Source organism: Thermomonas brevis (assembly GCF_014395425.1).
Lineage (GTDB): Bacteria > Pseudomonadota > Gammaproteobacteria > Xanthomonadales > Xanthomonadaceae > Thermomonas > Thermomonas brevis.
This window is the reverse complement of record NZ_CP060711.1, coordinates 3,171,678-3,196,148: the sequence shown is the minus strand read 5'-3', so window position 1 is coordinate 3,196,148 and position 24,471 is coordinate 3,171,678. Positions and strand designations below refer to the sequence as shown.

General features: G+C 70.1%; 20 protein-coding genes, 1 tRNA gene and 2 pseudogenes. 11 read left to right on the top strand and 12 right to left on the bottom strand.

The annotated features are described in order from the left end of the window. Window positions 1-193: 193 nt before the first annotated feature. The 7 genes from H9L17_RS14785 to yddG all read left to right on the top strand — a co-directional run bounded on the left by H9L17_RS14785 (window position 194) and on the right by yddG (window position 6,811). Entirely contained in the window at window positions 194-1,648 is a 1,455-nt protein-coding gene (locus tag H9L17_RS14785) for an amino acid permease (protein ID WP_246455107.1), read from the top strand. A gap of 75 nt (window positions 1,649-1,723) precedes the next feature. Next, on the top strand, window positions 1,724-3,148 hold the full coding sequence (locus tag H9L17_RS14780) for an amino acid permease (protein WP_187570173.1): 1,425 nt from the start codon (window positions 1,724-1,726) through the stop codon (window positions 3,146-3,148). 61 nt (window positions 3,149-3,209) lie between these two features. Continuing rightward, window positions 3,210-3,875: a class II aldolase/adducin family protein gene (locus H9L17_RS14775; RefSeq protein ID WP_187570172.1), complete on the top strand. Its 666-nt coding sequence runs from the start codon at window positions 3,210-3,212 to the stop codon at window positions 3,873-3,875. 57 nt (window positions 3,876-3,932) lie between these two features. Next, window positions 3,933-4,571: a methylthioribulose 1-phosphate dehydratase gene (locus H9L17_RS14770; RefSeq protein WP_187570171.1), complete on the top strand. Its 639-nt coding sequence runs from the start codon at window positions 3,933-3,935 to the stop codon at window positions 4,569-4,571. A 9-nt stretch (window positions 4,572-4,580) separates the two neighbouring features. After that, on the top strand, window positions 4,581-5,138 hold the full coding sequence (locus H9L17_RS14765; RefSeq protein ID WP_187570170.1) for a 1,2-dihydroxy-3-keto-5-methylthiopentene dioxygenase: 558 nt from the start codon (window positions 4,581-4,583) through the stop codon (window positions 5,136-5,138). Between the two features lie 102 nt (window positions 5,139-5,240). Further along, window positions 5,241-5,945: an acireductone synthase gene (gene mtnC, locus H9L17_RS14760; protein WP_187570169.1), complete on the top strand. Its 705-nt coding sequence runs from the start codon at window positions 5,241-5,243 to the stop codon at window positions 5,943-5,945. Next, a complete protein-coding gene (gene yddG, locus H9L17_RS14755) occupies window positions 5,942-6,811 on the top strand; it encodes an aromatic amino acid exporter YddG (RefSeq protein WP_187570168.1) in 870 nt (289 codons plus the stop codon). Before mtnC ends, yddG begins: the two co-directional genes overlap by 4 nt. A 1,131-nt stretch (window positions 6,812-7,942) precedes the next feature. Here the strand turns inward: yddG and H9L17_RS16085 are convergent. Next, window positions 7,943-9,118, bottom strand: a pseudogene (locus tag H9L17_RS16085) (calcineurin-like phosphoesterase C-terminal domain-containing protein); the annotation flags it as partial. A gap of 255 nt (window positions 9,119-9,373) precedes the next feature. Between H9L17_RS16085 and H9L17_RS14745 the strand changes: the two are divergent. After that, entirely contained in the window at window positions 9,374-11,227 is a 1,854-nt protein-coding gene (locus H9L17_RS14745; protein WP_187570166.1) for a sensor domain-containing diguanylate cyclase, read from the top strand. 149 nt (window positions 11,228-11,376) lie between these two features. Here the strand turns inward: H9L17_RS14745 and hisIE are convergent, their stop codons facing one another. The 11 genes from hisIE to hisS form a co-directional block, all read right to left on the bottom strand. Beyond that, entirely contained in the window at window positions 11,377-11,976 is a 600-nt protein-coding gene (hisIE, locus tag H9L17_RS14740; RefSeq protein ID WP_187570165.1) for a bifunctional phosphoribosyl-AMP cyclohydrolase/phosphoribosyl-ATP diphosphatase HisIE, read from the bottom strand. Next, complete coding sequence (gene hisF / locus H9L17_RS14735; RefSeq protein WP_187570164.1) at window positions 11,973-12,743, bottom strand: imidazole glycerol phosphate synthase subunit HisF; 771 nt, start codon at window positions 12,741-12,743, stop codon at window positions 11,973-11,975. Before hisF ends, hisIE begins: the two co-directional genes overlap by 4 nt. Next, window positions 12,737-13,471: a 1-(5-phosphoribosyl)-5-[(5-phosphoribosylamino)methylideneamino]imidazole-4-carboxamide isomerase gene (hisA, locus tag H9L17_RS14730; protein WP_187570163.1), complete on the bottom strand. Its 735-nt coding sequence runs from the start codon at window positions 13,469-13,471 to the stop codon at window positions 12,737-12,739. Before hisA ends, hisF begins: the two co-directional genes overlap by 7 nt. Beyond that, complete coding sequence (hisH, locus tag H9L17_RS14725) at window positions 13,468-14,073, bottom strand: imidazole glycerol phosphate synthase subunit HisH (RefSeq protein ID WP_187570162.1); 606 nt, start codon at window positions 14,071-14,073, stop codon at window positions 13,468-13,470. Before hisH ends, hisA begins: the two co-directional genes overlap by 4 nt. Next, complete coding sequence (gene hisB / locus H9L17_RS14720) at window positions 14,070-15,143, bottom strand: bifunctional histidinol-phosphatase/imidazoleglycerol-phosphate dehydratase HisB (protein ID WP_187571991.1); 1,074 nt, start codon at window positions 15,141-15,143, stop codon at window positions 14,070-14,072. The genes hisH and hisB overlap by 4 nt, the downstream gene beginning before the upstream one ends. Before the next feature lie 2 nt (window positions 15,144-15,145). Then, window positions 15,146-16,252 (bottom strand): histidinol-phosphate transaminase, encoded by a 1,107-nt coding sequence (hisC, locus tag H9L17_RS14715; protein ID WP_187570161.1) that lies wholly within the window; start codon window positions 16,250-16,252, stop codon window positions 15,146-15,148. Then, entirely contained in the window at window positions 16,249-17,547 is a 1,299-nt protein-coding gene (hisD, locus tag H9L17_RS14710) for a histidinol dehydrogenase (RefSeq protein ID WP_187570160.1), read from the bottom strand. Before hisD ends, hisC begins: the two co-directional genes overlap by 4 nt. Continuing rightward, complete coding sequence (gene hisG, locus H9L17_RS14705) at window positions 17,544-18,458, bottom strand: ATP phosphoribosyltransferase (protein WP_187570159.1); 915 nt, start codon at window positions 18,456-18,458, stop codon at window positions 17,544-17,546. The genes hisD and hisG overlap by 4 nt, the downstream gene beginning before the upstream one ends. A 10-nt stretch (window positions 18,459-18,468) precedes the next feature. Further along, complete coding sequence (locus H9L17_RS14700) at window positions 18,469-18,792, bottom strand: YerC/YecD family TrpR-related protein (protein ID WP_187570158.1); 324 nt, start codon at window positions 18,790-18,792, stop codon at window positions 18,469-18,471. A gap of 172 nt (window positions 18,793-18,964) precedes the next feature. Then, window positions 18,965-20,875, bottom strand: coding sequence for an HAL/PAL/TAL family ammonia-lyase (locus H9L17_RS14695; RefSeq protein WP_187570157.1), 1,911 nt, complete (start codon window positions 20,873-20,875; stop codon window positions 18,965-18,967). Beyond that, on the bottom strand, window positions 20,872-22,257 hold the full coding sequence (gene hisS / locus H9L17_RS14690; protein WP_187570156.1) for a histidine--tRNA ligase: 1,386 nt from the start codon (window positions 22,255-22,257) through the stop codon (window positions 20,872-20,874). The genes H9L17_RS14695 and hisS overlap by 4 nt, the downstream gene beginning before the upstream one ends. Before the next feature lie 145 nt (window positions 22,258-22,402). Here hisS and H9L17_RS14685 point away from each other — a divergent pair. The 3 genes and pseudogenes from H9L17_RS14685 to motB all read left to right on the top strand — a co-directional run. Beyond that, a tRNA-Pro gene (locus H9L17_RS14685) sits at window positions 22,403-22,479 on the top strand. Between the two features lie 152 nt (window positions 22,480-22,631). Next, entirely contained in the window at window positions 22,632-23,486 is an 855-nt protein-coding gene (motA, locus tag H9L17_RS14680; protein ID WP_187570155.1) for a flagellar motor stator protein MotA, read from the top strand. 3 nt (window positions 23,487-23,489) lie between these two features. Next, window positions 23,490-24,449: pseudogene (gene motB, locus H9L17_RS14675) on the top strand (flagellar motor protein MotB); the annotation flags it as partial. Window positions 24,450-24,471: the final 22 nt, after the last annotated feature.

Here is a 24,471-nt window from a genome sequence, read left to right as displayed (position 1 = left end):
GAACATGAATGGGCCGCATTATCCCCCGCCGTGACCCGCGGCGCTTGTGAAACCAAATCGCAACAAGGTAAGGTTCGGCACCGCCCGCGCCGCCCGCCGTCGCGGCCCGACCGTCTTCAATGGGGATACTTCGATGCTTTTTTGGCGCGTCAAACCGCTCGACAAGATTCTTGAAACCGCTGAAAAGAAATCGTTGAAGCGCCAACTCGGGCCAATCCAGCTGACCCTGCTGGGCATCGGTGCGGTGATCGGCACCGGCATCTTCGTGCTGACCGCGGAAGCGGCGCAGAAGTCCGGCCCGGCGATGATGCTCGCCTTCGTGATCGCGGCCGTGGTGTGCGGCCTGGCGGCGCTGGCGTATTCGGAAATCGCCTCGATGATCCCGGTGTCGGGCTCGGCCTACACCTACAGCTACGGCGTGTTCGGCGAGGTGCTGGCCTGGGTGGTCGGCTGGGCGCTGGTACTGGAATACGCGATCGGCGCGACCGCCGTGTGCGTGGGCTGGTCGGGCTACGTCAACGGCCTGCTCAACAGCGGCGTGTTCGGACTGGTCGAACCCGGCACGCTGTCGCTGCCGGCCTGGCTGCAGACCGGCTACTTCTCCGGCGGCGGCTTCAACCTACTGGCCTTCCTGATCGGCATCGGCGTCACCTGGCTGCTGGTGATCGGCACCTCCAAGAGCGCGCGCGTCAACGCGGTGCTGGTGGCGATCAAGATCGTCGCCCTGGTGGCCTTCATCGCGCTGGCCCTGCCGGCGGTGCAGAGCACCAATCTCACCCCGTTCATGCCGGTCGGCTGGGGCAACCCCACCGGCGGCGTCGGCGTGCTCGGCGCGGCGGCCTCGATCTTCTTCGCCTACGTCGGCTTCGACGCGGTCTCCACCGCCGCCGAGGAAACCAAGAACCCGAACCGCAACATCCCGATCGGCCTGATCGGCGCGCTGGCCGTGTGCACGATCTTCTACCTGCTGGTCGGCTACGGCGCGGCCGGTTCGGTCGGCGCGCAGCCGCTGATGGACGCCGCCGGCACCGTGCTCGACCCGGGCACGCCGGCCATGGCCGCCGCCTGCGCGCTGCCGGAGAACGCGCAGGCGCTGGTGTGCAGCAACGAGCCGCTGGCCCACGTGATCCGCGTGCTGGGCTTCCCGAAGATCGGCAACCTGATCGCGCTGGCCGCGGTCGTCGCGCTGCCTTCGGTCATCCTGATGATGATGTTCGGCCAGACCCGCGTGTTCTTCACGATGTCGCGCGACGGCCTGTTGCCGGAAGCGCTGTCGAAGGTCCATTCGCGCTTCCACACCCCGCACGTGATCACCTATCTGACCGGCATCGTGGTGTCGATCTGCGCCGCGCTGTTCCCGGTCGGCAAGCTGGCCGACACCTCCAACTCCGGCACGCTGCTGGCGTTCGCGATGGTGTCCATCGGCGTGCTGGTGCTGCGCAAGACCCAGCCCGACCGCCCGCGTCCGTTCCGCACCCCGCTGGCGTGGATCGTGTGCCCGCTGGCCGTGGCCGGCTGCCTGCTGCTGTTCGTGAACCTCAGCATGACCGCGAAGCTGGTGTTCGCGGCGTGGGCGGTGCTCGGCCTGATCCTGTACCGGGTCTACGGCTACAAGCGCAGCCACCTGGCACGCGAAGCCGCACAGTAACCGCACGCATGCAGGAAGGCCGGCCTCGTCGCCGGCCTTCTGCATTCGGGACGCCCCATTTTCCGGACGCACGACATGAAACAACTGTTCGCCACCAAGCATCCCCACGCCAGCCACGCCGACGCGCAGGGCCTGAGCCTGCAACGCGCGCTCGGCCCGTGGGGGCTGACCGCGCTGGGCATCGGCGCGGTGATCGGCGGCGGCATCTTCGTCATCACCGGCCAGGCCGCGGCCGACCACGCCGGCCCGGCGATCATGCTGTCGTTCGTGCTGGCCGCCATCTGCTGCACCTTCTGCGCGCTGGCCTACGCCGAGTTCGCGGCGATGGTGCCGGTGTCGGGCAGCGCCTACACCTATACCTACGCCACCCTCGGCGAACTGGCCGCGTGGTTCATCGGCTGGATGCTGGTGCTGGAATACGGCGTCTCGGCCTCGGCCGTGGCGGTCAGCTGGACCGGCTACTTCCTCAGCCTGCTCGACCACTTCGGCATCCATCTGCCAACCGCGCTGGTCAGCGCCCCGCTGGACGCCAAGCTGCAGCCGACCGGCGCCATCGCCAACCTGCCGGCGGCGGGCATCGTGCTGCTGCTGACCTGGCTGTGCTACGTCGGCATCCGCAAGTCGTCGGCGATGAACACGGTGATGGTGGCGCTGAAGACCGGCCTGATCCTGCTGGTGATCTTCGCCGGCTGGAAATACGTCGATCCGGCCAACTGGGAGCCCTTCATCCCGGCCAACGTCGGTCCGGGCAAGTACGGCTTCGAAGGCGTGCTGCGCGGCGCGGCGCTGGTGTTCTTCGCCTACATCGGCTTCGAGGCGGTGTCGGTGGCGGCGCAGGAATCGCACAAGCCGCAGCGCGACCTGCCGATCGGCATGCTGCTTTCGCTGGCGATCTGCACCGTGCTGTACATCGCGATGGCGGCGGTGATGACCGGGCTGGTGCCGTACACCCAGCTCGGCACCGACGAACCGGTGGTGACCGCGGTGGCGGCGCATCCGCAGCTCGGCTGGCTGCGCGTGATCGTCGAGATCGGCGCGCTGATCGGCCTGTCCTCGGTAGTGCTGGTGATGATCATCGGCCAGCCGCGCATCTTCATGATCATGGCGAAGGACGGCCTGCTGCCGCCGGTGTTCACCCGCATCCATCCCGAATACCGCACGCCGCACATCAACACGGTCATCACCGGCATCGGCATCGCGGTGCTGGCGGCGCTGTTTCCGCTGGACGTGCTGGGCGAGCTGACCTCGATGGGCACGCTGATCGCCTTCGCCGCGGTCTGCGCCGGCGTGCTGGTCCTGCGCCGCACCCAGCCCGACCTGCCGCGCCCGTTCCGCATCCGCGCCGCGTGGCTGGTGTGCACGGCGGGCATCCTGAGCTGCTTCGCGCTGCTGTCCACGATGACCGCGCACAACTGGTTCCTGATGCTGGTGTGGACGGCGTTCGGCTTCCTGATCTATTTCCTGTACGGCTACCGGCACAGCAAGCTGCGCCGGGCCTGATGTCTTGGCGCCCGGCGGTCGATGCGGCCGCCGGCGCCCCAGCCTCTTCCTCCGAACCGCCATGCACGACCACGAGCGCGCCGCCCGCCAGTCGCTGATCGACCACTGCCGGGCGATGAACGCCAGCGGGCTGTCGCTGAACAAGTCCGGCAACGCCAGCCTGCGCTGGGGCGAAGGCCTGCTGATCACGCCCACCGGCCGCGCCTACGACCGCCTGCTGCCGGAGGACATCGTCTATCTGGAGCTCGACGGCAGCTGCCCGCCCGGCCAGTTGCTCCCGTCCAGCGAGTGGCGCTTCCACTGCGACATCCTGCACGCCTTCCCCGCCACCAATGCGGTGGTGCACGTGCATTCCACCCATGCCACCGCGCTGGCCTGCCTGGGCGAAGGCATCCCCGCCTTCCATTACATGGTCGCGGTGGCCGGCGGCGACCGCATTCCCTGCGCGGGCTACGCCACCTTCGGCACCCGCGAGCTCTCCGACAACGTGCTGCGCGCGCTGGAAGGCGGCCTGCGCGCCTGCCTGATGGCGAATCACGGCCAGGTGACCACCGGCAAGACGCTTTCGGACGCCTACGCGCTGGCCGAGGAAGTGGAGAACCTCGCCCGGCAATACATGCTGGCGCGCACGCTGGGCCCGACCCGCAACCTGCCGCCGGAGGAAATGGCCGTGGTGCTGGAGAAGTTCAAGCACTACGGGCAGCAGCGCAAGCCTGAACAGACGTGATCGCAGCGGGCGCAATCGTCATTTAGAAAGCCGGCCCGCAGTCGCTACACTGCGCGCATGAACACCCCCGCCTTCGACCACAACCTGTACGCCGGCTGCGCCGCGCAGATCATCAGCCACACCCGCGAACTGGCCGCCAAGGGCTTCACCCCCGCCACCGCCGGCAATTTCTCGATCCGGATGGACGCCGATCACGCCGCCATCACCATTTCCGGCAAGGACAAGGGCCGCCTGACCGAAGCCGACATCATGGTGGTGGACATGGCCAACACCCCCGTCGCCACCCACCATCGCCCGTCCGCCGAGGCGGCGCTGCATACCCACCTCTACCGCCGCTATCCCGACGTCGGCGCGGTGCTGCACACCCATTCGCCGACCCAGACCATCGCCGGGCTGCTGTACGCCGACCAGGGCCGCGTGCGCCTGCGCGACTACGAGCTGTTCAAGGCCCTGCGCGGCCGTACCACCCACGAAACCGAAGTGGACCTGCCGGTGGTGCCCAATTCGCAGGACATGGACGAGCTCACCGCCAGCGTCGATGCCGCGCTGGATGCGGCCAACAACTGGGGCTACCTGATCGCCGGCCACGGCCTGTACGCCTGGGGCCGCGACATCAGCGAAGCGCGCCGGCACTTGGACGCGTTCGAATTCATGCTCGGCTGCGAGCTGGAACTGCGCCGCTTGGGCGCACGCTGAGGATCGCCGATGAGCCGTCTCCGCATCTTCGACCACGACGCGCCCGACGCGCCGCTGCTGGCCACCGCCGACCATACCGCCATCGCCGCCGAACTCGGCAAGATCGGCGTCGCCTTCGAACAGTGGGAAGCCGCGCAGCCGGTGAAACCCGGCGATCCGCCGGAGGCGATCATGGCCGCCTACCGCACCGACATCGACCGGCTGGTCGAGGCCAACGGTTTCCGCAGCGTGGACGTGGTCAGCATCGCGCCGGACAACCCGAGCCGCGAGGCGATGCGCGCCAAGTTCCTCGACGAGCACGCGCACAAGGAAGACGAGGTGCGCTTCTTCGTCGCCGGCTCCGGCCTGTTCTCGCTGCACGTCGGCGGGAAGGTGTACGAGGTGCTGTGCGAGGCCGGCGATCTCATTGCCGTGCCCGACGGCACCACGCACTGGTTCGACATGGGGCCGGAGCCGAGCTTCGTCGCGATCCGCTTCTTCACCGAGCCGGACGGCTGGGTCGGCCATTTCACCGGCAGCGACATCGCGCAGCGGTTCCCGCGTTACGAGGCCGGGCAAGCCGGCTGACCGGACGCCGTCATCCCCGCGAAGGCGGGGATCCAGCGTCTTTGGATTTCCACGAGTACACGAAAGACACGGGACTCCCGCCTGCGCGGGAGCGACGAGCGAATGCAGAAGACCACCATCCTCACCGACATCGAAGGCACCACCAGCAGCATCTCCTTCGTCAAGGACGTGCTGTTCCCCTACGCGCGCGCCAAGCTGCCGGACTTCGTGCGCCGGCACGGCCACGAGCCGGACGTGCGCCGCTGGCTGGACGCGGTGGCGATCGAAATCTCCGCCAGCGCCTGCCAGGACGCGGTGATCGTGGAGACGCTGCAGGGCTGGATCGACGAAGACCGCAAGCACACCGCGCTCAAGGCATTGCAGGGCATGGTCTGGGACGCCGGCTACCGCGACGGCGACTTCACCGCGCCGCTGTATCCGGACGTCGCGCCCGCGCTGCGCGATTGGCATGCGGCCGGGCATCCGTTGGCGGTGTATTCCTCCGGCTCGGTGCCGGCGCAGAAGCTGCTGTTCGCGCATACCGACGACGGCGACCTGACGCCGCTGTTCTCCGGCTTCTTCGATACCGAAGTCGGCGGCAAGCGCGAGGCCGGCAGCTACCGCGCCATCGCCGACCGGCTCGGGACTTCGCCCGGCGACATCCTGTTCCTGTCCGACGTGGTGGCCGAACTCGACGCCGCACGCGAGGCTGGGCTGCGCACCGCACTGCTCGACCGCCGCGAGGACTACCCGCAGCCGCGCACCGGCGCTGCCGCCAACGGTCACATGCGCGTCGAATCGTTCGCCGACATCGACGTCGCCGCGTGAGCGCGCACGCGGGCCGCCGCGCCACGATCTGCGGCCTGCTGGCGATCCTGCTGTGGGCCTCGCTGGCGCTGCTGACCACGCTGACCGCCGGCCTGCCGCCGTTCCAGGTGCTGGCGACGGTGTTCGGCATCGCCGGCCTGCTCGGCATCGCCTACGCCGCATCGCGCGGCAAGGCCGGCTGGCGCGCGCTGAAGCAGCCGTTCTCCGCGCTGGCGCTGACCACCGCCGCGCTGTTCGGCTACCACGCGTTGTACTTCATCGCGCTCAAGCGCGCGCCGGCGCTGGAAGCCAACCTGCTCAACTACCTGTGGCCGCTGCTGATCGTGGTGTTCGCCGGCTTCCTGCCCGGCGTGCGCGTGCGCGGCGGACAGTGGCTCGGCACCCTGCTGGGGCTGGTCGCCGCGGTCGTGCTGGTGACGCGCGGCAGCGGCTTTTCGATCCGCAGCGATTACCTGCCCGGCTACGCCGCCGCGCTGGGCGCCGCTGTCACCTGGGCCGCGTACTCCGTGCTCAACCGCCGCCATGCGGAGGTGCCCAGCGCCGCGCTCGCCCTGCCCTGCGTGCTGGTGTCGATCTTCGGCGCGCTCGCCCACTGCCTGACGGAAACGCACGTCGCGCCCGACGCGTCGCAATGGCTGGCCCTGGCCGGCATGGCGCTCGGCCCAACCGGTGCCGCCTTCCTGCTCTGGGACATCGGCACCAAGCGTGGCGACATCGCCCTGCTCGGCAGCCTGTCCTACCTCGCGCCGCTGCTGTCCACGCTGCTGCTGGTCATTGCGGGGAAAGCGGAGCCGCACATCTCGCAGGGCATCGCCATCGCGCTGCTTCTGCTGGGCGCGTGGCTGAGCGTGCGCAAGCCGCGCTGAGTCCTATCGCTTTTCCAGCAGCCCGGCGCGCGCCAGCGCATCGATCAGCGGCTGCCGGTTGTCGGCGGGATCGCGCGGCCAGCCGACGATGCGCTCGACCACCTTGCCGTCGCGGACGATGAAGAAGCCCGGCATCGGCCAATCGGCGGGCAATTGCGGCCATTCCTCGCTGGCGTGGATCAGCTCCGCCTGCGCCGCCGGGAAACGCCTGTTCCAGTCGCGGACGGCATCCAGATCCTCGCGTCCCGGCGGCAGCATCAGCCAATGCGCATGCGCGGCGAACACCGGCCCCAACAGCGGATCGCGGCCGATGTCCTCGGCGGCATCCGCGGAAAAATGGCAGCCGGCGGTGACGAGGATGGTCGTGCCCCGCGTATCGAGCAGCGTACGGGTCAAGGTCGCGCCGTCCGCGCTTGAACGCCAGACCGTCGGCCCGGATGCATGCGTACCGAAGGCGTTCACGATGGCCGGCATCATGGGCAATCCCGCCTGCGGATGCGCGGCGGCGTGGCGCGCGGCTTCGTCGAAACGCCGCGCCAGCAACAGGGCATCGTAGATCTGCCGCAAATCGTCGGGCTGGGCGATGCCGCGCCGCTGCATCTCCGCGACGACGGCGCGGCGCGCATCCAGGTCGCCTTCCGGCAGCAGGTCGAGCGCGCGCAGGAGATGGATCAGCTCGCGCTCGGGCAGCGCCCGCAGCGCATCCGGCTGGCGCGGCAGATCGCCGACCAGCGCAGCGATACGCTCTTGCAGCGCCTGCACATCCCCGCCTTCGGCACGCTGCATGCGATACAGCGCATCGAACCCGGTTTCGATACGTCCCGGCGCATCGGCATGGCCGCGCCATGTCGGCGGGCCGAACGGATGGCGGGACCGCACCATCTTCGCGTAGTCGGCGGCGTCGAACAGCGCCAGCACCCGCTCTATCTCGGGGGGCGTCAGTTCGGTCGCCAGATCGCGGGTATCGAATCCGACCAGTCCCTTGCTGCCGAACCGCAGGCTGGACAGGAAGCGTGCGCGCGCCAGCGGCGGCAGCGGATCGAACGGCGTGGCGCGGTCCGCATGCGTCGCGAGGTACGCGTCCAATGCCGCCTGCGAACGCAGCGGCAGCTGCGCCGAATCGGCGGCTTCCGACTCCAGCAGCCGGTACGTCGTGTTCGCACGCACCTCGCCGCGCCAGCGATCGAACGCGCGCACTTCGACGCGATGCTCGCCGGCCGCCAGCTTCGTCGGCAGCGCGCCGCGCCACAGATGCGTTGATGTTTCCGCTTCCGGCGAGCGGTCGAAGCCGCGCAGCGCTTCGGCCTCGTCGTCGCGCCGGTTCTCCGCCATGAGGTTCGGGTCGGGCTGCAGCACCTTCTTCATCGGCATCCAGTCGCCGCCGTCGACGCGGAACTCGACGCGGGTGTCGTCGTCGCCCATGTAGACGTTGGCGAACACGCCCCAGGCCGGGTACGCGCCGCGCCGCAGCACCTTCGGCGCGTGCAGGCCGATCTGGCTGTCGGCGGCGTCGCGGGCGTTGTGCCAGGCCAATGCGTAATCGCCGCCGCGCTTCACGGTCAACACCGCGTAGCCGTTCGGCGTGCCGTCGGGCATGGTGGCGTCGGGGATGCCGTCGGCGTCCTTCGCGCCCGACCAGTACGCGCCGCAGGCCGCGCCGACGTTGTATTCGTGCAGCGGCGCCTCGCCCTGCCAGCCGCTGGCCGCGCCGTGGAAGACGTGCTGCTGGGTGTGGCTGTGCGCGCTCAGCACCAGCACGTGCGGGAAGTCCTTGAGCAGCGCGAACAGGCGCGTGCGGTCGGCGTGGCGGAAAGTTTCGCGGCCATCCTTGTCGAACAGCGGGATGTGCATCGCCAGCACCAACAACCTGTCCTTCGGCAAGGTCGGCAGCCAGCGTTCGAGGAAGGCGAACTGCTCCGCGCGCAGGCCGCCGACGTAGGCCGGCTTTTGCCCCGGCAGCACGACCACGTCGTCGAACACCACGAAGTTGGCCAGCGCGGTTTCGCGCGCGCGGGTGTCCGGGCCGATGGCGCGGTGGAAGGCGCTGAGCGACGCTTCGTCGCTGGCCGCGCCCGCGTCCACGTCGTGGTTGCCGGGCGCGTACAGCCACGGCACGCCGAGCGTTTCGGTGGTGCGCTTCACCGCCGGCAACAGCGCCGGCGTGTCGTCGACCAGATCGCCCAGGGTGATGCCGAGGCGGGCCGCATGCCGTCCTTGCAGGGGCTGCACGATGTCGCGGCGGAAGTAATCGACGTCGTCGTCCGACTTCACCTGCGGATCGCCGAACACCAGCACCTGCGCCGCATCGCCCTCGACGCCGCGGGCGACGCGCCGATAGGCGATGCAGCCTGCGCCCTGCCCGCCCTGCGCGCGCGGCAGCGCCAGCGGCGCCTCCACATCGACCGGGACGCATTCCGGCGCGTCCGCCCATGCGGGCAGCGCGGCGGACAGGAGGACGGCGAGGATCAGGAATCTGCGCATCGCACGATTATGGCGCACGGGCGGCGGGCCGATGGCTGCGCCGGCAACGGCTGCTCTAGAATCGGCGACATGGGGATGTCGATGCGAAAACGGGGCGATCGCCGCTCATGGCGGTTGCTGGCCGGCTGGCTGCTGGCGCTGGCCGCCTGCCTGTGCATCGCGTTGCCCGCGTTCGCCGCCGACGCGCCGCTGCGGCTGGAGGCCGGCGAATCGAGCTTCGCGCTGACCGGCGCGATCCGCTACTGGCACGACGCGGACGCCAAGGCCGGCCCGGAACAGGCGTTCGCGCGCGCGCAGGGCGACGGCTTCGCGCCGCTGCCGGACGGCAACCCGGCGTTCGGCTTCAAGACCGGCGCGTACTGGTTCCACCTGCCGATCGAGAACCGGCAGCGCGACGAGCCGCTGTGGATCCTGGTGCAGGAATACGCGCTGAGCGACAACCTCGACCTGTACCTGCGCTATCCCGACGGCCGCGTCGAGCACACCGCCGGCGGCGACCACGTGCCGTTCGCCGACCGCTACATCCGCTACCGACATCCCAACTTCCGCCTCGACCTGCCGGCCGGCCAGCGCGTGGAGCTGCTGCTGCGGGTGCGCAGCGAGAGTTCGATGCAGGTGCCGCTGATGCTGTACACGCCCAAGGCCTTCGCCGAGCTGATGCGCGACGCGCAGTTCTCCAACGGCCTGTACTACGGCATCGTGCTGGCGCTGCTCTGCTACAACCTGGTGCTGTGGCTGATGCTGCGCGATGCCAGCTACTTCTGGTACCTGCTGCACACCGGCGCGTTCGGGCTGGTGCTGTTCACCCTCAACGGCTACGGCTTCGAATACCTGTGGCCGACCTCGGCGTGGCTGGCCGACGCCTCGATTCCTCTCTCGATTTGCCTGGCGCTGATCGGCATGCAGCTGTTCGCGCGCAGCTTCCTCGACCTGCGTACGCGCTGGCGGACCGGCGATATGGTCTGCCTTGCCGTGGTCGCGTTCTTCGCCCTGCTGGGCGTCGCCTCGACCTGGCTGCCGTACAGCGTCGCCACGCCGATCGCCTCGCGCGCGGTGCTGCTGGGCGTGGCCTGGATCATCGTCGCCACCGTGGTGATGCTGAGGCGCGGCTACCTGCCGGCACGGCTGTTCCTGATCGCCTGGGCGCTGTTCCTGACCGGCACCGCCGCCTTCACCCTGCTGGCGTTCGGGCTGGTGCCGCAGAACTTCTGGACCCAGAACGGCGTGCAGGTGGGCTCGGCGATGGAACTGCTGCTGCTCTCGCTGGCGCTGGGCCGGCGCTATGCCAGCCTGCGCGAGGAGAACGTCCGCATTGTGCAGGAAACCAACGAGAAGCTGGAGCGCGGGCTGGTCGACCGCACCCGCGAGCTGCGCACCACGATGGCGAAGCTGGGCGAGGCCAACGTCAAGCTGCGCGAATACAGCCGGCGCGACCCATTGACCGGCGCGTACAACCGTCGTCACTTCCGCGAGGCGTTCGGACAGATGCTGGAGGCGCGCGGGGAGCACGCGCGGCCGGCCATGCTGGCGATGCTGCTGCTCGACCTCGACCACTTCAAGCGCATCAACGACCGCTACGGCCATCCGGCCGGCGACGCCTGCCTGATCCATGCGGCGCGCTGCATCGAGGCGGTCGCGCGCCCGCATGCCGGATTGGTCGCGCGCTTCGGCGGCGAGGAGTTCGTGGTGGTGCTGGCCTGCGCCGACGCGCAGGAAGCATTGCAGTTCGCCGAGGCGATCCGCCTGCGCATCCACCAGACGCCGGTGTCGCACGAAGGGCATGCCATCCACCTGAGCGCCAGCATCGGCATCCACACCGTGCCGGCCGGGCGCGAAGCCGCGCAGGAAGACATCATCCGCATCGCCGACGAGGCGCTGTACCGCGCCAAGGACGACGGCCGCAACTGCGTGCGGCATTCGATCGCGACGGCCTGAGCCGAGCGCCTGCGCATCAGATCGTCGTTCCCGCGAAGGCAGACCGCTTCTGACAGACGCGTGGCTGTCCAATCCAGCTTTCTGCTTGAACCTGCTCATCGCAAGAACTGGATTCCCGCCTTCGCGGGAATGACGACAGTGCGAGCCGACTAGCTGCGGCGCAGTTGCAGGACGCGCCGAGCGTCTTCCAGCGACAGCCCGCGCGCGCGCAGCAGCACGGTCAGGTGGTAGAGCAGATCGGCGGCCTCACCCAGCAGCGCGGCATCGTCCTGCGCCACCGCCGCCAGCGCGGTTTCCACGCCCTCCTCGCCCACCTTCTGGGCGATGCGGCGGACGCCGGCCTCGAACAGCTTCGTGGTGTAGCTGCCTTCGGGGCGCTCGCGCTCGCGCTGCGCGATCAATGCGTCGAGTTCCGCCAGCCCGTCGCCCGGCGCGGAGGGGAAACAGCTCGCGCGCTGCAGATGGCAGGTCGGCCCGCGCGGATGCGCGCGCACCAGCAGCGCGTCGGCGTCGCAGTCGGCGTCGATGGAAACAAGTTCCAGCACGTGGCCGGAACTTTCGCCCTTCGTCCACAGCCGGCCCTTGCTGCGGCTGAAGAAGGTGACGTGGCCGCTGCGCAGCGTGGCGGCCAGCGCCTCGCGGTCCATGTAGCCCAGCATCAGCACGCGCAGCGTGTCCGCGTCCTGCACGATGGCCGGCAGCAGGCCGCCCTGCTTGTCCCAGGCCAATGCGTCGATGTCGATGGTCACAGCCGCACCTCGATGCCCTGCCCGCGCAGGAAACGCTTGAGTTCCGGAATCGCGATCGCGCCGGAGTGGAACACGCTGGCTGCCAGCGTTGCGTCCACGTCGGCGTCGCGGAAGGCGTCGGCGAAATGCTCCGGCATGCCCGCGCCCCCCGAAGCCACCAGCGGCACTTCGCAGACCGCACGCACCGCGCGCAGCTGCTCGATGTCGTAGCCGCCGCGCACGCCGTCGCTGCCCATGCAGTTGAGCACGATCTCGCCCGCGCCCAGTCGCTGCGCGTCCACGACCCAGTCCAGCGTGCGCTTGCCGGGCGCGCGCATCGCATCGGGCGTGCCGGTATGCGTGCGCACGTGCCACTCGCCGTCCGCCTCGCGCACGGAATCGATGCCGACCACCACGCACTGCACGCCGAAGGCGTCGGCCAACTCCGCGACCAGCGCCGGCCGCTCCAGCGCCGGCGTGTTGACCGACACCTTGTCCGCCCCCGCGCGCAGCACCGCGCGCGCATCCTCCACACAGCGAATGCCGCCGGCCACGCAGAAGGGGATGTCGATGACGCGGGCCACTCGCTCCACCCAGCCACGCTCCACGCTGCGCCCCTGCGGGCTTGCGGCGATGTCGTAGAACACCAGCTCGTCCGCGCCGGCGTCGCGGTAGCGCATCGCCAGTTCGACGATGTCGCCCATGTCCACGTGGTCGCGGAAGCGCACGCCCTTGACCACACGCCCGTCGCGCACGTCCAGGCAGGGCACGATGCGGCGGCTCAGCATGCCAGCGCCTCGCGCAGGTCGATGCGGCCTTCCAGCAGCGCCTTGCCCAGCACCGCACCCGCGCAGCCGGCGTCGCGCGCGGCCCGGATGTCGGCCACGTCGCGGATGCCGCCGCTGGCCTGCAAGCGAACCTCCGGGCAATCGCCGCACAGCTGGCGATACAGCAGCAGATTCGGGCCGGCCAGCATGCCGTCGCGGGCGATGTCGGTGCACAGCAGATTCCGCAATCCGGCGTCCGCATACCGCGACGCCAGCGCGTGCAGCGTTTCCTTCGCCGCCTGCGTCCAGCCGTGCACCGGCAGGCGCCAGACGCCGTCCGCGTCCTGCCGCGTGTCCAGCGCGAGGGTCAGCGCCTCGCCGCCGAAATCCGCCAGCCAGCCCGCCACGATGTCCGGCTCGCGCACCGCCAGCGAGCCGACCACGACGCGCGATGCGCCGGCATCGAGCAACGCCGCCACGTCCCCGCGCGAGCGCACGCCGCCGCCGGTCTGCACGCGCAATCCGGTCCGGGCCATGATGTCGCGCAGCAGCGGCAGCAGCGTGTAGCCGCCCGCCCTCGCCGCATCCAGATCGACCAGGTGCAGCCACGTCGCGCCGGCCTCCGCGTAGCGCTCCGCGAAGGCCAGCGGATCGTCGCCGTAGCGGGTCTCGTCGGCGTAGTCGCCCTGGCGCAGGCGCACCACCTTGCCGCCGCGCACGTCGATGGCGGGATAGACGGCGAAGCTCATGGCGAGGGTTCCCAAGCGAGGAAATTGGCGAGCAGCCGCGCGCCGGCTGCGGACGAACGCTCAGGATGGAACTGCGCACCGCCGACGTTGCCCCGCTGCACCATCGCCGCGAAGCGCTCGCCGTGCGTGCAGGCGGCGATGCAATCGTCCGTCACCGGCGCGGCGTAACCGTGCACGAAGTAGGCGCTGGTTTCAGCGTCGATGCCGTCCAGCAGCGGCGAAGCGCCGATCGTTTCCAGCGTGTTCCAGCCCATGTGCGGCACCCGCAATCCGGGCACGCCGCGCAGCTTGCGCACGCGACCCGGCAGCAGGCCGAGGCAGGCCACGTCGCCCTCCTCGGACGCATCGAACAACAGCTGCATGCCGAGGCAGATGCCCAGCAGCGGCACGCGCAAGGCGGGCAGCGCCTCGGCGAAGCCGCGCTCGCGCAGCAGGGCCATCGCCGGCGCCGCCGCGCCCACACCGGGCAGGACGATCCTCTGCGCATCGCCCAGGCCGGCAGCATCGCGCACGATGGCCGGCGTCGCGCCAAGGCGCTCCAGCGCGTAGCAGACCGAGCCGAAATTCGCCCCGCCCGCGTCGATGACGGCAACGCGGCTCACAGCGTGCCCTTGGTCGATGGCAGCTCCGCGCCCTCGCGCCGGATCGCCTGCCGCAGCGCGCGCGCCAGCGCCTTGAAGCAGGCTTCGATCTGGTGGTGGTCGTTCTCGCCCTGCACCTTCAGGTTGAGGTTCAGGCCGGCCGCATCGCAGAGCGAACGGAAGAAATGCGGCACCAGTTCGGTCGGCAGATCGCCCACGCGCTCGCGCCGGAACGCGCCGTCGAACACGAAGTAAGGCCGCCCGCTGAAATCCAGCGCCGCGCTGGCCAGCGCCTCGTCCATCGGCAGGGTGAAGCCGTAGCGGCCGATGCCGCGCTTGTCGCCCAGCGCCTCGCGCAGCGCCTGCCCCAGCGCGAGGCCGGTGTCCTCGACGGTGTGGTGCTCGTCAATGTGCAGGTCGCCGTCGGCACGGATCGCCAGCGCGAACCCGCCGTGCTTGCCGATCTGCTCCAGCATGTGGTCGAAGAACGGCAGGCCGGTGGACACCTGCGGCTCGGCGACGCGGTCCAGGTCGATGTCGACGCGGATCTTCGTTTCCTTCGTATCGCGCCGCACGCTCGCACGGCGCGGCGCATCGGCCAGCTCATGCGCGATGCCGGCCCAGTCCCACTCGCCGCCGAACTGCGCGGTGGCGAGCTGGAAACCGCGGATGCGCAGGTTGCGCGCGAACTCGATGTCGGTCGGCCGGTCGCCGACCATCGCCGAACGCGACCAGTCGATGCCGCGATCCTGCAGGTACGGCAGCATCATGCCGACGCCCGGCTTGCGCGTGGACTTGCCCTCGTGCGGCAGGCTGGCGTCGATCAGCACGTCGCGGAACGCGATGCCCTGGCTCTCGAACACCTGCATCATCAGCGCGTGCGGGCCGTCGAAGCTGGCCTGCGGATAGGCCGCGCCGCCCAAGCCGTCCTGGTTGCTGACGATGACGAACTCGTAGCCGGCGTCGCGCAGCTTCAGCAGCGCGGGAATGACGCCGCGCACGAAGCGGAGCTTTTCGTAGGCGTCGATCTGGAAGTCGTCCGGCTCCTCGATCAGGGTGCCGTCGCGATCCACGAACAGGACGGGGCGCAGGCTCATGCCGCCGCCTCCACGCGCGCCACGCCGAGTGCGGCCAGCACGCGCCGGCATTCCTCCGCGCTGCCGACGCTGATGCGCAGTGCGTCGTCGAGCTGCGGCATCGCGCGCATGTCGCGCACCACCACGCCGGCCGCCAGCAGCGCCGCGAAGGCGGCGTCGGCATCGGCGAAACGCGCCAGCAGGAAATTGCCGGCGGAGGGATAGACGCGCTTCACGCCGGGCGATGCGCGCAGCCCGTCGGCCAGCCGCGCGCGCGCCTCGCGCACCGCTGCCATGCGGCTGCAGGTCAGCGCCAGCGCGTGCGGCGCCAACGCCGCCAGCGCCGCTTCGACCACTGGCTGCGGCAGCGGATACGGCGCCTGGCAGCGGCGCAGCGCCTCGATCAAGGCCGGTGCGGCCAGCACGCAGCCCACCCGCGCCGCCGCCAGCGCATGCGCCTTGGACAGCGTGCGCAACACGGCGATGTTGTCGTGGTCGGCCAGCAGCGCCGTGGCGGAAGGCGCATCGGCGTATTCGACGTAGGCTTCGTCCACGATCACCAGACAGCGCCCGCGCAGGCGCTCCGCCAGCGCGGCGATGTCGGGAAGCCGAAGCAGTTCGCCGGACGGATTGCCGGGCGAGCACAGGAACAGCAGCGACGCATCCTGCCCTTCTCCGGCACGCCCCAGCGCGGCATCGCCCATCGCCCGGAGATCGGCGCACAGGCCGGCATCGCCATCGCGCAGCGGCACCCCGACGATGGCCGCGCCGTGCAGGCGCGCGCACACCGCGTACATGCCGAACACCGGCGGCGCGACCACGATGCGTCCCCGCCCCGGCGCGCAGAACGCGCGCACCAGCAGGTCGATGCCTTCGTCGCTGCCGCGCCCGACCAGCAGTTGCGCCGGTGCGACGCCGTACAGCTGCGCCAGCCGCGCGCACAGCGCCTCCGGCTGCGGCTGCGGATAGCGGCGCAGGCGGCCCTCCGCGTCGGCGGGATTGGCCCAGGCCGACTCGTTGGCGTTGAGCCAGACCGATCCCGTCAGCGCCTCGCTGCGCGCCGACTTGTAGCCGCCGAAATCGCGTAGGTCATCGCGCAGCAACGCTCGCACGGTCGCGCTCATGCCGCCCGCTCCAGCCGCAGCTCCACCGCGCGCGCATGCGCCTGCAATCCTTCGGCATGCGCCAGCACGGCCGCGCAGGGGCCGGTCGCGCGGATGCCGGCGTCCGTCGCCTCCTGCACGGTGATCGCCTTCTGGAAGCTCGCCACCGACAGCCCGCTCCACGCGCGCGCCGCGCCGCCGGTGGGCAGCACGTGGTTGCCGCCGCTGCAATAGTCGCCCAGCGCTTCCGGCGTCCAGTCGCCGAGGAAGATGCTGCCGGCGTTGCCGATGCGCTCCAGCCAGGCGCGCGGCTCGCGCACGGCCAGGATCAGGTGTTCCGGCGCGTAGGCGTCGCTGATCGCGATGGCCTGTTCGATGTCGCGCACCAGCACCAGGCGCGAAGCCTCCAACGCGCGTCGGGCGATGTCGGCGCGCGGCAGCCGCGCGAGCTGCGCATCGACTTCCAGCGCGACCGCCTCCAGCAGCGCCGCGCTGTCGGTCAGCAGCAACACCTGTGAATCCGGGCCGTGCTCGGCCTGTGACAGCAGATCGGCGGCGACGAACGCGGCGTTCGCGCCTCTATCTGCGATTACCAGCACCTCCGACGGCCCGGCCGGCATGTCGATGGCGATGCCGCCGGGGCGCTGCGCGGCCTGCCGCTTGGCTTCATCGACCCAGGCGTTGCCGGGGCCGAACAGCTTGTCGCAGCGCGGGACGCGCGCCGTGCCCTGCGCCATCGCCGCGATCGCCTGCGCGCCGCCGAGCTTGAACACGCGCACGCCTGGCGCCTGCCGCGCCGCCAGCAATACGGCGGGGTCGGCGCTGCCGTCCTTGCGCGGCGGCGTGCACAGGGTCACGTCGCGGCATCCGGCCAGTCGCGCGGGGATGCACAACATCAGCGCGGTGGAAGGCAGCGGCGCGCTGCCCGCGGGCACGTACAGGCCGACGCGCGGGATCGGACGTTGCACACGCCGGCACAGCAGGCCGGGCGCGGTTTCCACTTCGTACGGTCGCGCGATGCCGGCGCGGTGGAAGGCTTCGATGCGCGACGCCGCTTCGGCGATGGCGGCCTGCACGTTCGCCGGCACCTGTTCGCGTGCGCGGGCGAACTCGTCTTCGCCCACCTCGAAATCGTCCAGCGTCACGCCGTCGAACTTCGCGGTGAACTCGCGCAGGGCCGCGTCGCCGCGCGTCGCCACGTCGTCGAAGATCGCCTGCACGCCCGCGCGCAGCGCATCCGACACCGCCTGCACCGGGCGCTGCAGCACGGCGGCGCGCGCGCCCTCGTCCAGCGCGTTCCAGTCGATGCGCTTCATGCCAGCATCCGCTCCACCGGCAGCACCATCAGCCCGCGCGCGCCGGCACGCTTGAGATCTTCCAGCCGCTGCCAGGTCATCGCACCGTGGCAGAGCGCCTGCAAGGCCAGCGTGTCCGCACCGTCGATGGCGCACATGGTCGGCGGCTCCGCATCGGGCAGCAGTTGCAATACCTGTGGCAGCGCGTCGCGCCGGGTCTGGAACAGCAGCAGCTTGCTGTCGCGGATGCGCAGCACGCCGTCCATCCGCCGCAGCAGCAGATCGGCCAGTTCGGCGCGCACGTCGCCGAACGGCTGCACCGGGCCGGCCAGCACCGCCTCGCTGCGCATGACGTCGAGCACCGGCTTGAGCTGGTTGGCGGCCAGGGTGGCGCCGCTGGACACCAGATCGCAGATGGCGTCGGCCTGGCCGAGGCGCGGCGCGATCTCCACCGAACCGTTCAGCACCACGATGTCGGCCTCGACCCGCTGTTCGCGCAGCCAGGCGCGGAGCTGGTTGGGATAGGTGGTGGCGACGCGCTTGCCCGCGAGTTGCTGCGGCCCCTGCCAATCCCAGCCGTCGGGCACGGCCACGGCCAGGCGACAGCCGCCGAAGCCGAGCGCGCGCCATTCGCGGAACACGGCGGGCTTGCCGGTCTCGCTGCGCTCGCCGGCCTGTTCGGCCAGCACGTTGCGGCCGACGATGCCGAGGTCGCAGACGCCGTCGGCGATCAGGCCGGGGATGTCGTCGTCGCGCACCAGCAGCAGATCCACCGGCAGCGATTCGCCGTAGCAGAACAGCCGGTCGCGGCTTTCGCGCCAGCTCAGCCCGGCGGACGCCAGCAGCGCGCGCGCCGGCTCGCTCAGGCGGCCGGATTTCTGGATGGCGATGCGCAGGCGGTCGCGCACCGCCGGATTGGCGGCAGGGCTCATGGCGGTTGCTTCAGTGGGAGTCGTTGACGAGGCCGAGCCGCTCGGCGGCGGCGCGGTAACCGCCCGCGCCGCGTTCCAGGCAGCGCGCGACGCGGCCGATGGTGGTCACGCTGACCTTGGTGCGGTCGTGGATTTCGCGGTACGGGGCGCCGCGCAGCAGCTCCGGCACCACCCGCCAGCGGTCGCCCATGGCTTCCAGTTCGGCGGGGGTGCAGAGGTCTTCGAGGAAGGCGCGCACTTCATCCGCGTCTTTCAGGGAGGCGAGCACGTAGGCCAGCGCATCGATGGCGATGGCGGCGTCGTACTTCGGCAGGGGTTCTGGGCGCTGCTTCATGCGGTCGGTTGCAGGTGTGTGCGATTAAATCATCTAGTTAATGTATTAACGCGCTACTACATTAATGCAAAGAAAAAGGCGCGTCAACCGCGCCCTGCTTCACTGCAAACAATCGGCCAGCCGCCATGCCATCCGGCCCGGGAACGCCCGGACCGGATCGACGTGGCCATCGTCAGCCGGCGCGTACGGCAGCGAGGATGCTGCCGTCGGCCACCATCGCCACCGCCGCCGCCACTTCGCCATCCAGCGCGCGGTCGCGGTCCAGATACGGAATGCGCGCGCGGATCGCCGCGTGCGCGGCCGCCACCGCCCTGCCCGGCCGGAACTCGGCGGCCTGCGCCAGCTGCGCGCGCAGGGCGTCGACTTCCTCCAGGAAACCAGCGCGTTCCGCCGCGTCAGGCAACGGCCCGCCCGTCACCTTGGCGGCAAACGCCTCGGCATCGGCGCGATCCGCCAGCTCGCGCGCCGCGTTGATCATGTCGCGGCGCAGGTCCAGCGCCTGCGCGGCGGTGAACAGCTCCAGCCCCAGCACCTTGCCGAGGTCGTTCGCCATCGCCAGCACGTGCCGCGCCTCGTTGGCGCCCATCGACACGTGGTCCTCGGCGTTGGCGGAAGTCGGCACCGAGTACACGGACGCCGGCATCGCGCGGCTGGCGAGGTCGTTGACGATGGCCGCCGCGGTGTACTGCACGATCATGTGGCCGGATTCGGTGCCGTCCTCGTTGCCGATCAGGAAGGCCGGCAGGCCGTCGTTGGTGGCGGGATCGACCAGCTTGTTGAGACGGCGTTCGCTGATCGAGGCCAGCACCGGGATCGCCGCCTTCAGATAGCTCATCGCCAGCGCCAGCGGCATGCCGTGGAAATGGCCGGCGGAAATGACCTGCTCCTCCACGTGCGCGGCGTCGGCCTTGTCCGGGAACACCAGCGGGTTGTCGGTGACCGCATTGAGTTCGACGTCGAGCACGCGCTTGGCCTGTTCCAGCGCATCGCGCACCGCGCCATGCACCTGCGGGATGCAGCGCAGCGAATAGCTGTCCTGCGGCTGGTGCTTCTTGCCGCCGCGGAACGGCAGGAAGCGCCGGTAGAACTTCTCGCGGCCGTGGCGCTGCGAGAACGGCACCCAGTCCCAGCCGATGTCGAAGCCCAGCGCCTGCGACGCCGGCGTGTCCCAGCTGGTCGGCAGCCATTGGCGGAACTTCGGCACCAGGTGATAGGCGATGTCGGACAGCGTGGAGCCGTCCAGCAAACGCAGCAGGTTGGCCGCCGTCTTCACCTGCCCCGGATGCGGACGCAGCGCGTGCACCTCCGGCGCGAACGCGCCGAGGCGGCCGGCGAAGGCATCGATGGTCATCGCCGCGGCGAGGTCGGCGGTGTCCAACAGGTCTTCCAGCTGCTGCACCGCAAGCACGCCGGTCGCCAGCATCTGCGCGGTGCCGTTGTTCAGCGCCAAGCCTTCCTTGTAGGACAGCTCGACGGGCTTGAGCCCCTTGCGCGCCAGCGCGTCGGCGCCGGGCATGCGCTGCCCGTCCACGAACGCCTCGCCGCCGCCCAGCAGCACGATGGCGAGGTGCGACAGCGGCGCGAGATCGCCCGACGCGCCCACCGAACCCAGCTGCGGCACCACCGGCACGATGCCGGCGTTGAGCAGATCCGTCAGCGCCTGCAGGGTCTGCACGCGGATGCCGGAATGCCCGCGCAGCAGCGTGTTGATGCGGATGCACAGCATCGCCCGCACCACCTCCGGCGCGAACGGCTCGCCGACGCAGACCGCGTGGGTGACGATCAGGTTGCGCTGCAATTCGATGTGCGGCGACTGCCCGGACTTGGCCGCGCCCGGCAGCTCGTCGCGCAGGCGATGCGCGCCCAGCAGCTTGTCGGCGTTGCTGCCGAAGCCGGTGGAGACGCCGTAGATCGGCTCCTGCTTCTCCACCTGCGCGGCCAGGAAATCGGCGGCGCGCGCCACCCGCGCCAGCGCGTCGGCGTCCAGTTCGACGGCCGCACCGCGCGCCACCGCCACCAGCTGCGCGCGGGTCAGCGACAGGCCGTTCAGGCGCACGGTTTCCAGCTTCTCTGCGCCGCTCATCGCACGCCCTCCGCGATGCCGCCGCGCAGCTGTTCGCGTTCCACCAGCAGCGCCGAGGCCAGCTCGGCCTCCGCCACCTCGAACTGTTCGCCGCGGCGCAGATCCTTCACCGCCACCGCGCCGCGCGCGGCCTCGTCTTCGCCGCGCATCGCCACGAAGCGGATGCCGGCCTTGTCGGCGTATTGCAACTGCTTCGCCAGCTTGCGCGGCTCCAGCTGCGTCTCCACGTTCAGGCCCGCCGCGCGCAGCCGCTGCGACAGCGCCAACGCGTGCTCCAGCCCGGCGTCGTCGAGCAGCGCCACCAGCACGTCCACCGAACTCTCGGCGGTCTGCACCAGCCCGGCATCCTTCAACTGGAAGAACAAGCGGGTCAGGCCGATGGAAATGCCCACGCCCGGCAGCTTCGACTTGGTGTAGTGGCCGGCGAGGTTCTCGTAGCGCCCGCCCGAGCAGATCGAGCCGATCTGCGGATAGGCGTTCAGCGTCGTCTCGTAGACCACGCCGGTGTAGTAGTCCAGCCCGCGCGCGATCGACAGGTTCAGCGCGTAGCGCGACTCCGCCACGCCCAGCGCCTTGAGCTGCGCCAGGATCGCGCGTAGTTCCCCGCGTCCTTCCTCGAACAGCGGCGTGCCCGCACCCAGCGCGTCGAGCTTCGCCAGCGCATCAAAGTGGCCCTGCGAGCGCACCTGCGAGAACGCCATCAGCCTGTCGATGACATCACCGGACAGCCCGAAGCCCTCGCCCGCCAGCGTCGCCCGCACCGCATCGCCGCCGCGCTTGTCCAGCTTGTCCAGCTCGCGCAGCACCAGCAGCTGCGCCTCGCCCTCGATGCCCAGCCCCTCGAAATAGCCGCGCAGCAACTTGCGGTGGTTGAGCTGGATGGTGAACTCGCCGATGGCCAGGCGCTCGAACACCGCCGCGATCACCGCCGGCACCTCGGCGTCGAAGCGCGGCGACAGCGCGTCCTTGCCGATCACGTCGATGTCGCACTGGTAGAACTCGCGGAAGCGCCCGCGCTGGGCGCGCTCGCCCCGATAGACGCGCTGCATCTGGTAGCGGCGGAACGGGAACGCCAGCTCGTGCTCGTGCTCGGCCACGTAGCGCGCCAGCGGCACGGTCAGGTCGAAGCGCAGCGCCAGTTCGGGCAGGCCGTCGCCAGCCTTGTCCAGCGCGCCGGTGGACTGGACGAAATAGACCTGCCGCTCGGTCTCGCCGCCGGACTTGGTCAGCAGCACGTCGGACAGCTCCATCACCGGCGTTTCCACCGGCAGGAAGCCGAAGCGCTCGAAGGTCTGGCGGATGGTGTCCAGCATGCGCTGGAACGCGATCTGGTCGCGCGGCAACAGTTCCATCACGCCGGGCGGGGTACGCGGCTTGATCAAGGCAGACTCCGGGGGGACGCGGAAAACCGCTAGTTTAGCGGCCGCAGCCGCCCCGCCGCGGCGCCCTGCCGGCATATCGCCATGAAATGCGTCGCGGGGACTTGCCGTCGCCGCGACATCCCCCTAAAATGCGCGGCTCCGCTGTCGGGGTGTAGCTCAGTCTGGTAGAGCGCTACGTTCGGGACGTAGAGGTCGCAGGTTCGAATCCTGTCTCCCCGACCATCGATTCGCGAAAGGCCGCCGCAAGGCGGTCTTTTCGTTTGCGGATTACGACGGGATGCCGCGCCGCCCTTCCCGCCCGCGGCCGGCCGTTCAGATATTGCCGCTCCCGACGATAATGTAAGGTGCGGCTTCCCCCGGACACGCGTTCGCCCATGCTTATCATCGTCGGCTTCATCGTCGTCCTCCTCAGCGTGATCGGCGGCTTCATCGGCTCGCACGGCAAGCTGGGCGCGCTCTGGCAGCCGTACGAATTCGTGATCATCGGCGGGGCCGCGATCGGCTCGTTCCTGGTCAGCACGCCGATGAAGACGGTGAAGCAGACCGTTTCCGCCACCATCGGCGTGCTCAAGGGGCCGCGCTACCAGCGGCAGAGCTACCTGGACGCGCTCAGCCTGCTCTACGAACTGCTGAACCGCGCGCGCCGCGAGGGCTTCGTGGCGCTGGAAAGCCACATCGAGAACCCGATGGAGAGCGCGCTGTTCGCCAGCTATCCGTCGATCCGCAAGGATCACCACCTGATGGACTTCATCACCGACTGCCTGCGGCTGATGATCGGCTCCAACATCGAGCCGCACGAACTGGAACCGCTGCTGGAGCTGGAGCTGGAGAAGCACCACCACGAAGTGATGGCCCCGGCGCACGCGCTGACCAAGGTGGCGGACAGCCTGCCGGGCTTCGGCATCGTGGCGGCGGTGCTGGGCATCGTCATCACCATGGGCTCGATCGGCGGCGACATCGCCCAGGTCGGCGCGCACGTGGCCGGCGCGCTGGTCGGCACCTTCCTCGGCATCCTGCTGGCCTACGGCTTCGTCGGCCCGCTGGCGTCGGCGATCGAGGCGCGCGCGGAGCAGGATTCGCGCATCTACGAATCGGTCAAGACCGCGCTGCTGGCCAGCCTGCGCGGCTACCCGCCGAAGATCGCGCTGGAGTTCGCCCGCAAGACCGTGCCGTCCACGCTGCGGCCGGGCTTCACAGAATTCGAACAGCACATCAAAGCGCTGAAATAAGCCATGGCCGGCAAGGACGACAAACCCACGGTCATCGTCAGGCGGGTCAAGAAGATCCAGGGCGGCGGCCACCACGGCGGCTCGTGGAAAGTGGCCTACGCCGACTTCGTCACCGCGATGATGGCGTTCTTCCTGGTGATGTGGCTGGTCGGCGCGCTGACCACCAAGCAGCGCGAGGCCATTTCCGACTACTTCAAGAACCCCAGCCCGATGAAGGGCACCAGCCCCGCGCCGTCGCCGGGCATGAACGGCCCCGGCGGCGCCAGCAATTCGATGATCAAGCTGGGCGGCACGATGGAGCTGCCGAAGGGACCGGGCAAGGAGTTCACTCGCGATCCCGGCGACCAGCAGAACGAGGCGGAGAAGCGCCAGCAGGACCGGCAGCGGCTGGAACAGCTGATGCAGGACCTGAAGGAAGCCATCGACAAGAGCCAGGCGCTGGAACCGTTCAAGGACCAGCTGCTGCTGGACATCACCCCGGAAGGGCTGCGCATCCAGATCGTGGACAAGCAGAACCGGCCGATGTTCGACCTCGGCAGCGCCAAGCTGATGCCCTACACGGTGGGCATCCTCCACGAGATCGCCGGCTTCGTGAACCGCGTGCCCAACCGGGTCAGCATCGCCGGGCATACCGACACCGCCAACTACGCCAGCCGCTTCGGTTACAGCAACTGGGAACTGAGCGCCGACCGCGCCAACGCCGCGCGCCGCGCGCTGCTGGAAGGCGGGATGGACGCGGCCAAGGTGGCGCGCGTGGTCGGCTTCGGCGCGGCGGTGCTGTTCGACCGGCAGAACCCGCTCAACCCGATCAACCGCCGCATCAGCATCGTGGTGATGAGCAAGGAAGCGGAGGATGCTGCGCTGGGCCAGAGCGAAAGCCTGCCCGTACCGGTGGCCGCTGCCGCCGCGGCGCAGCCGGCCGCGTCCGCGCCCTCTCCCGCTGCGGTGGCGACGCAGGCCGCCAACTGATCGCGCGTCGCGCGGG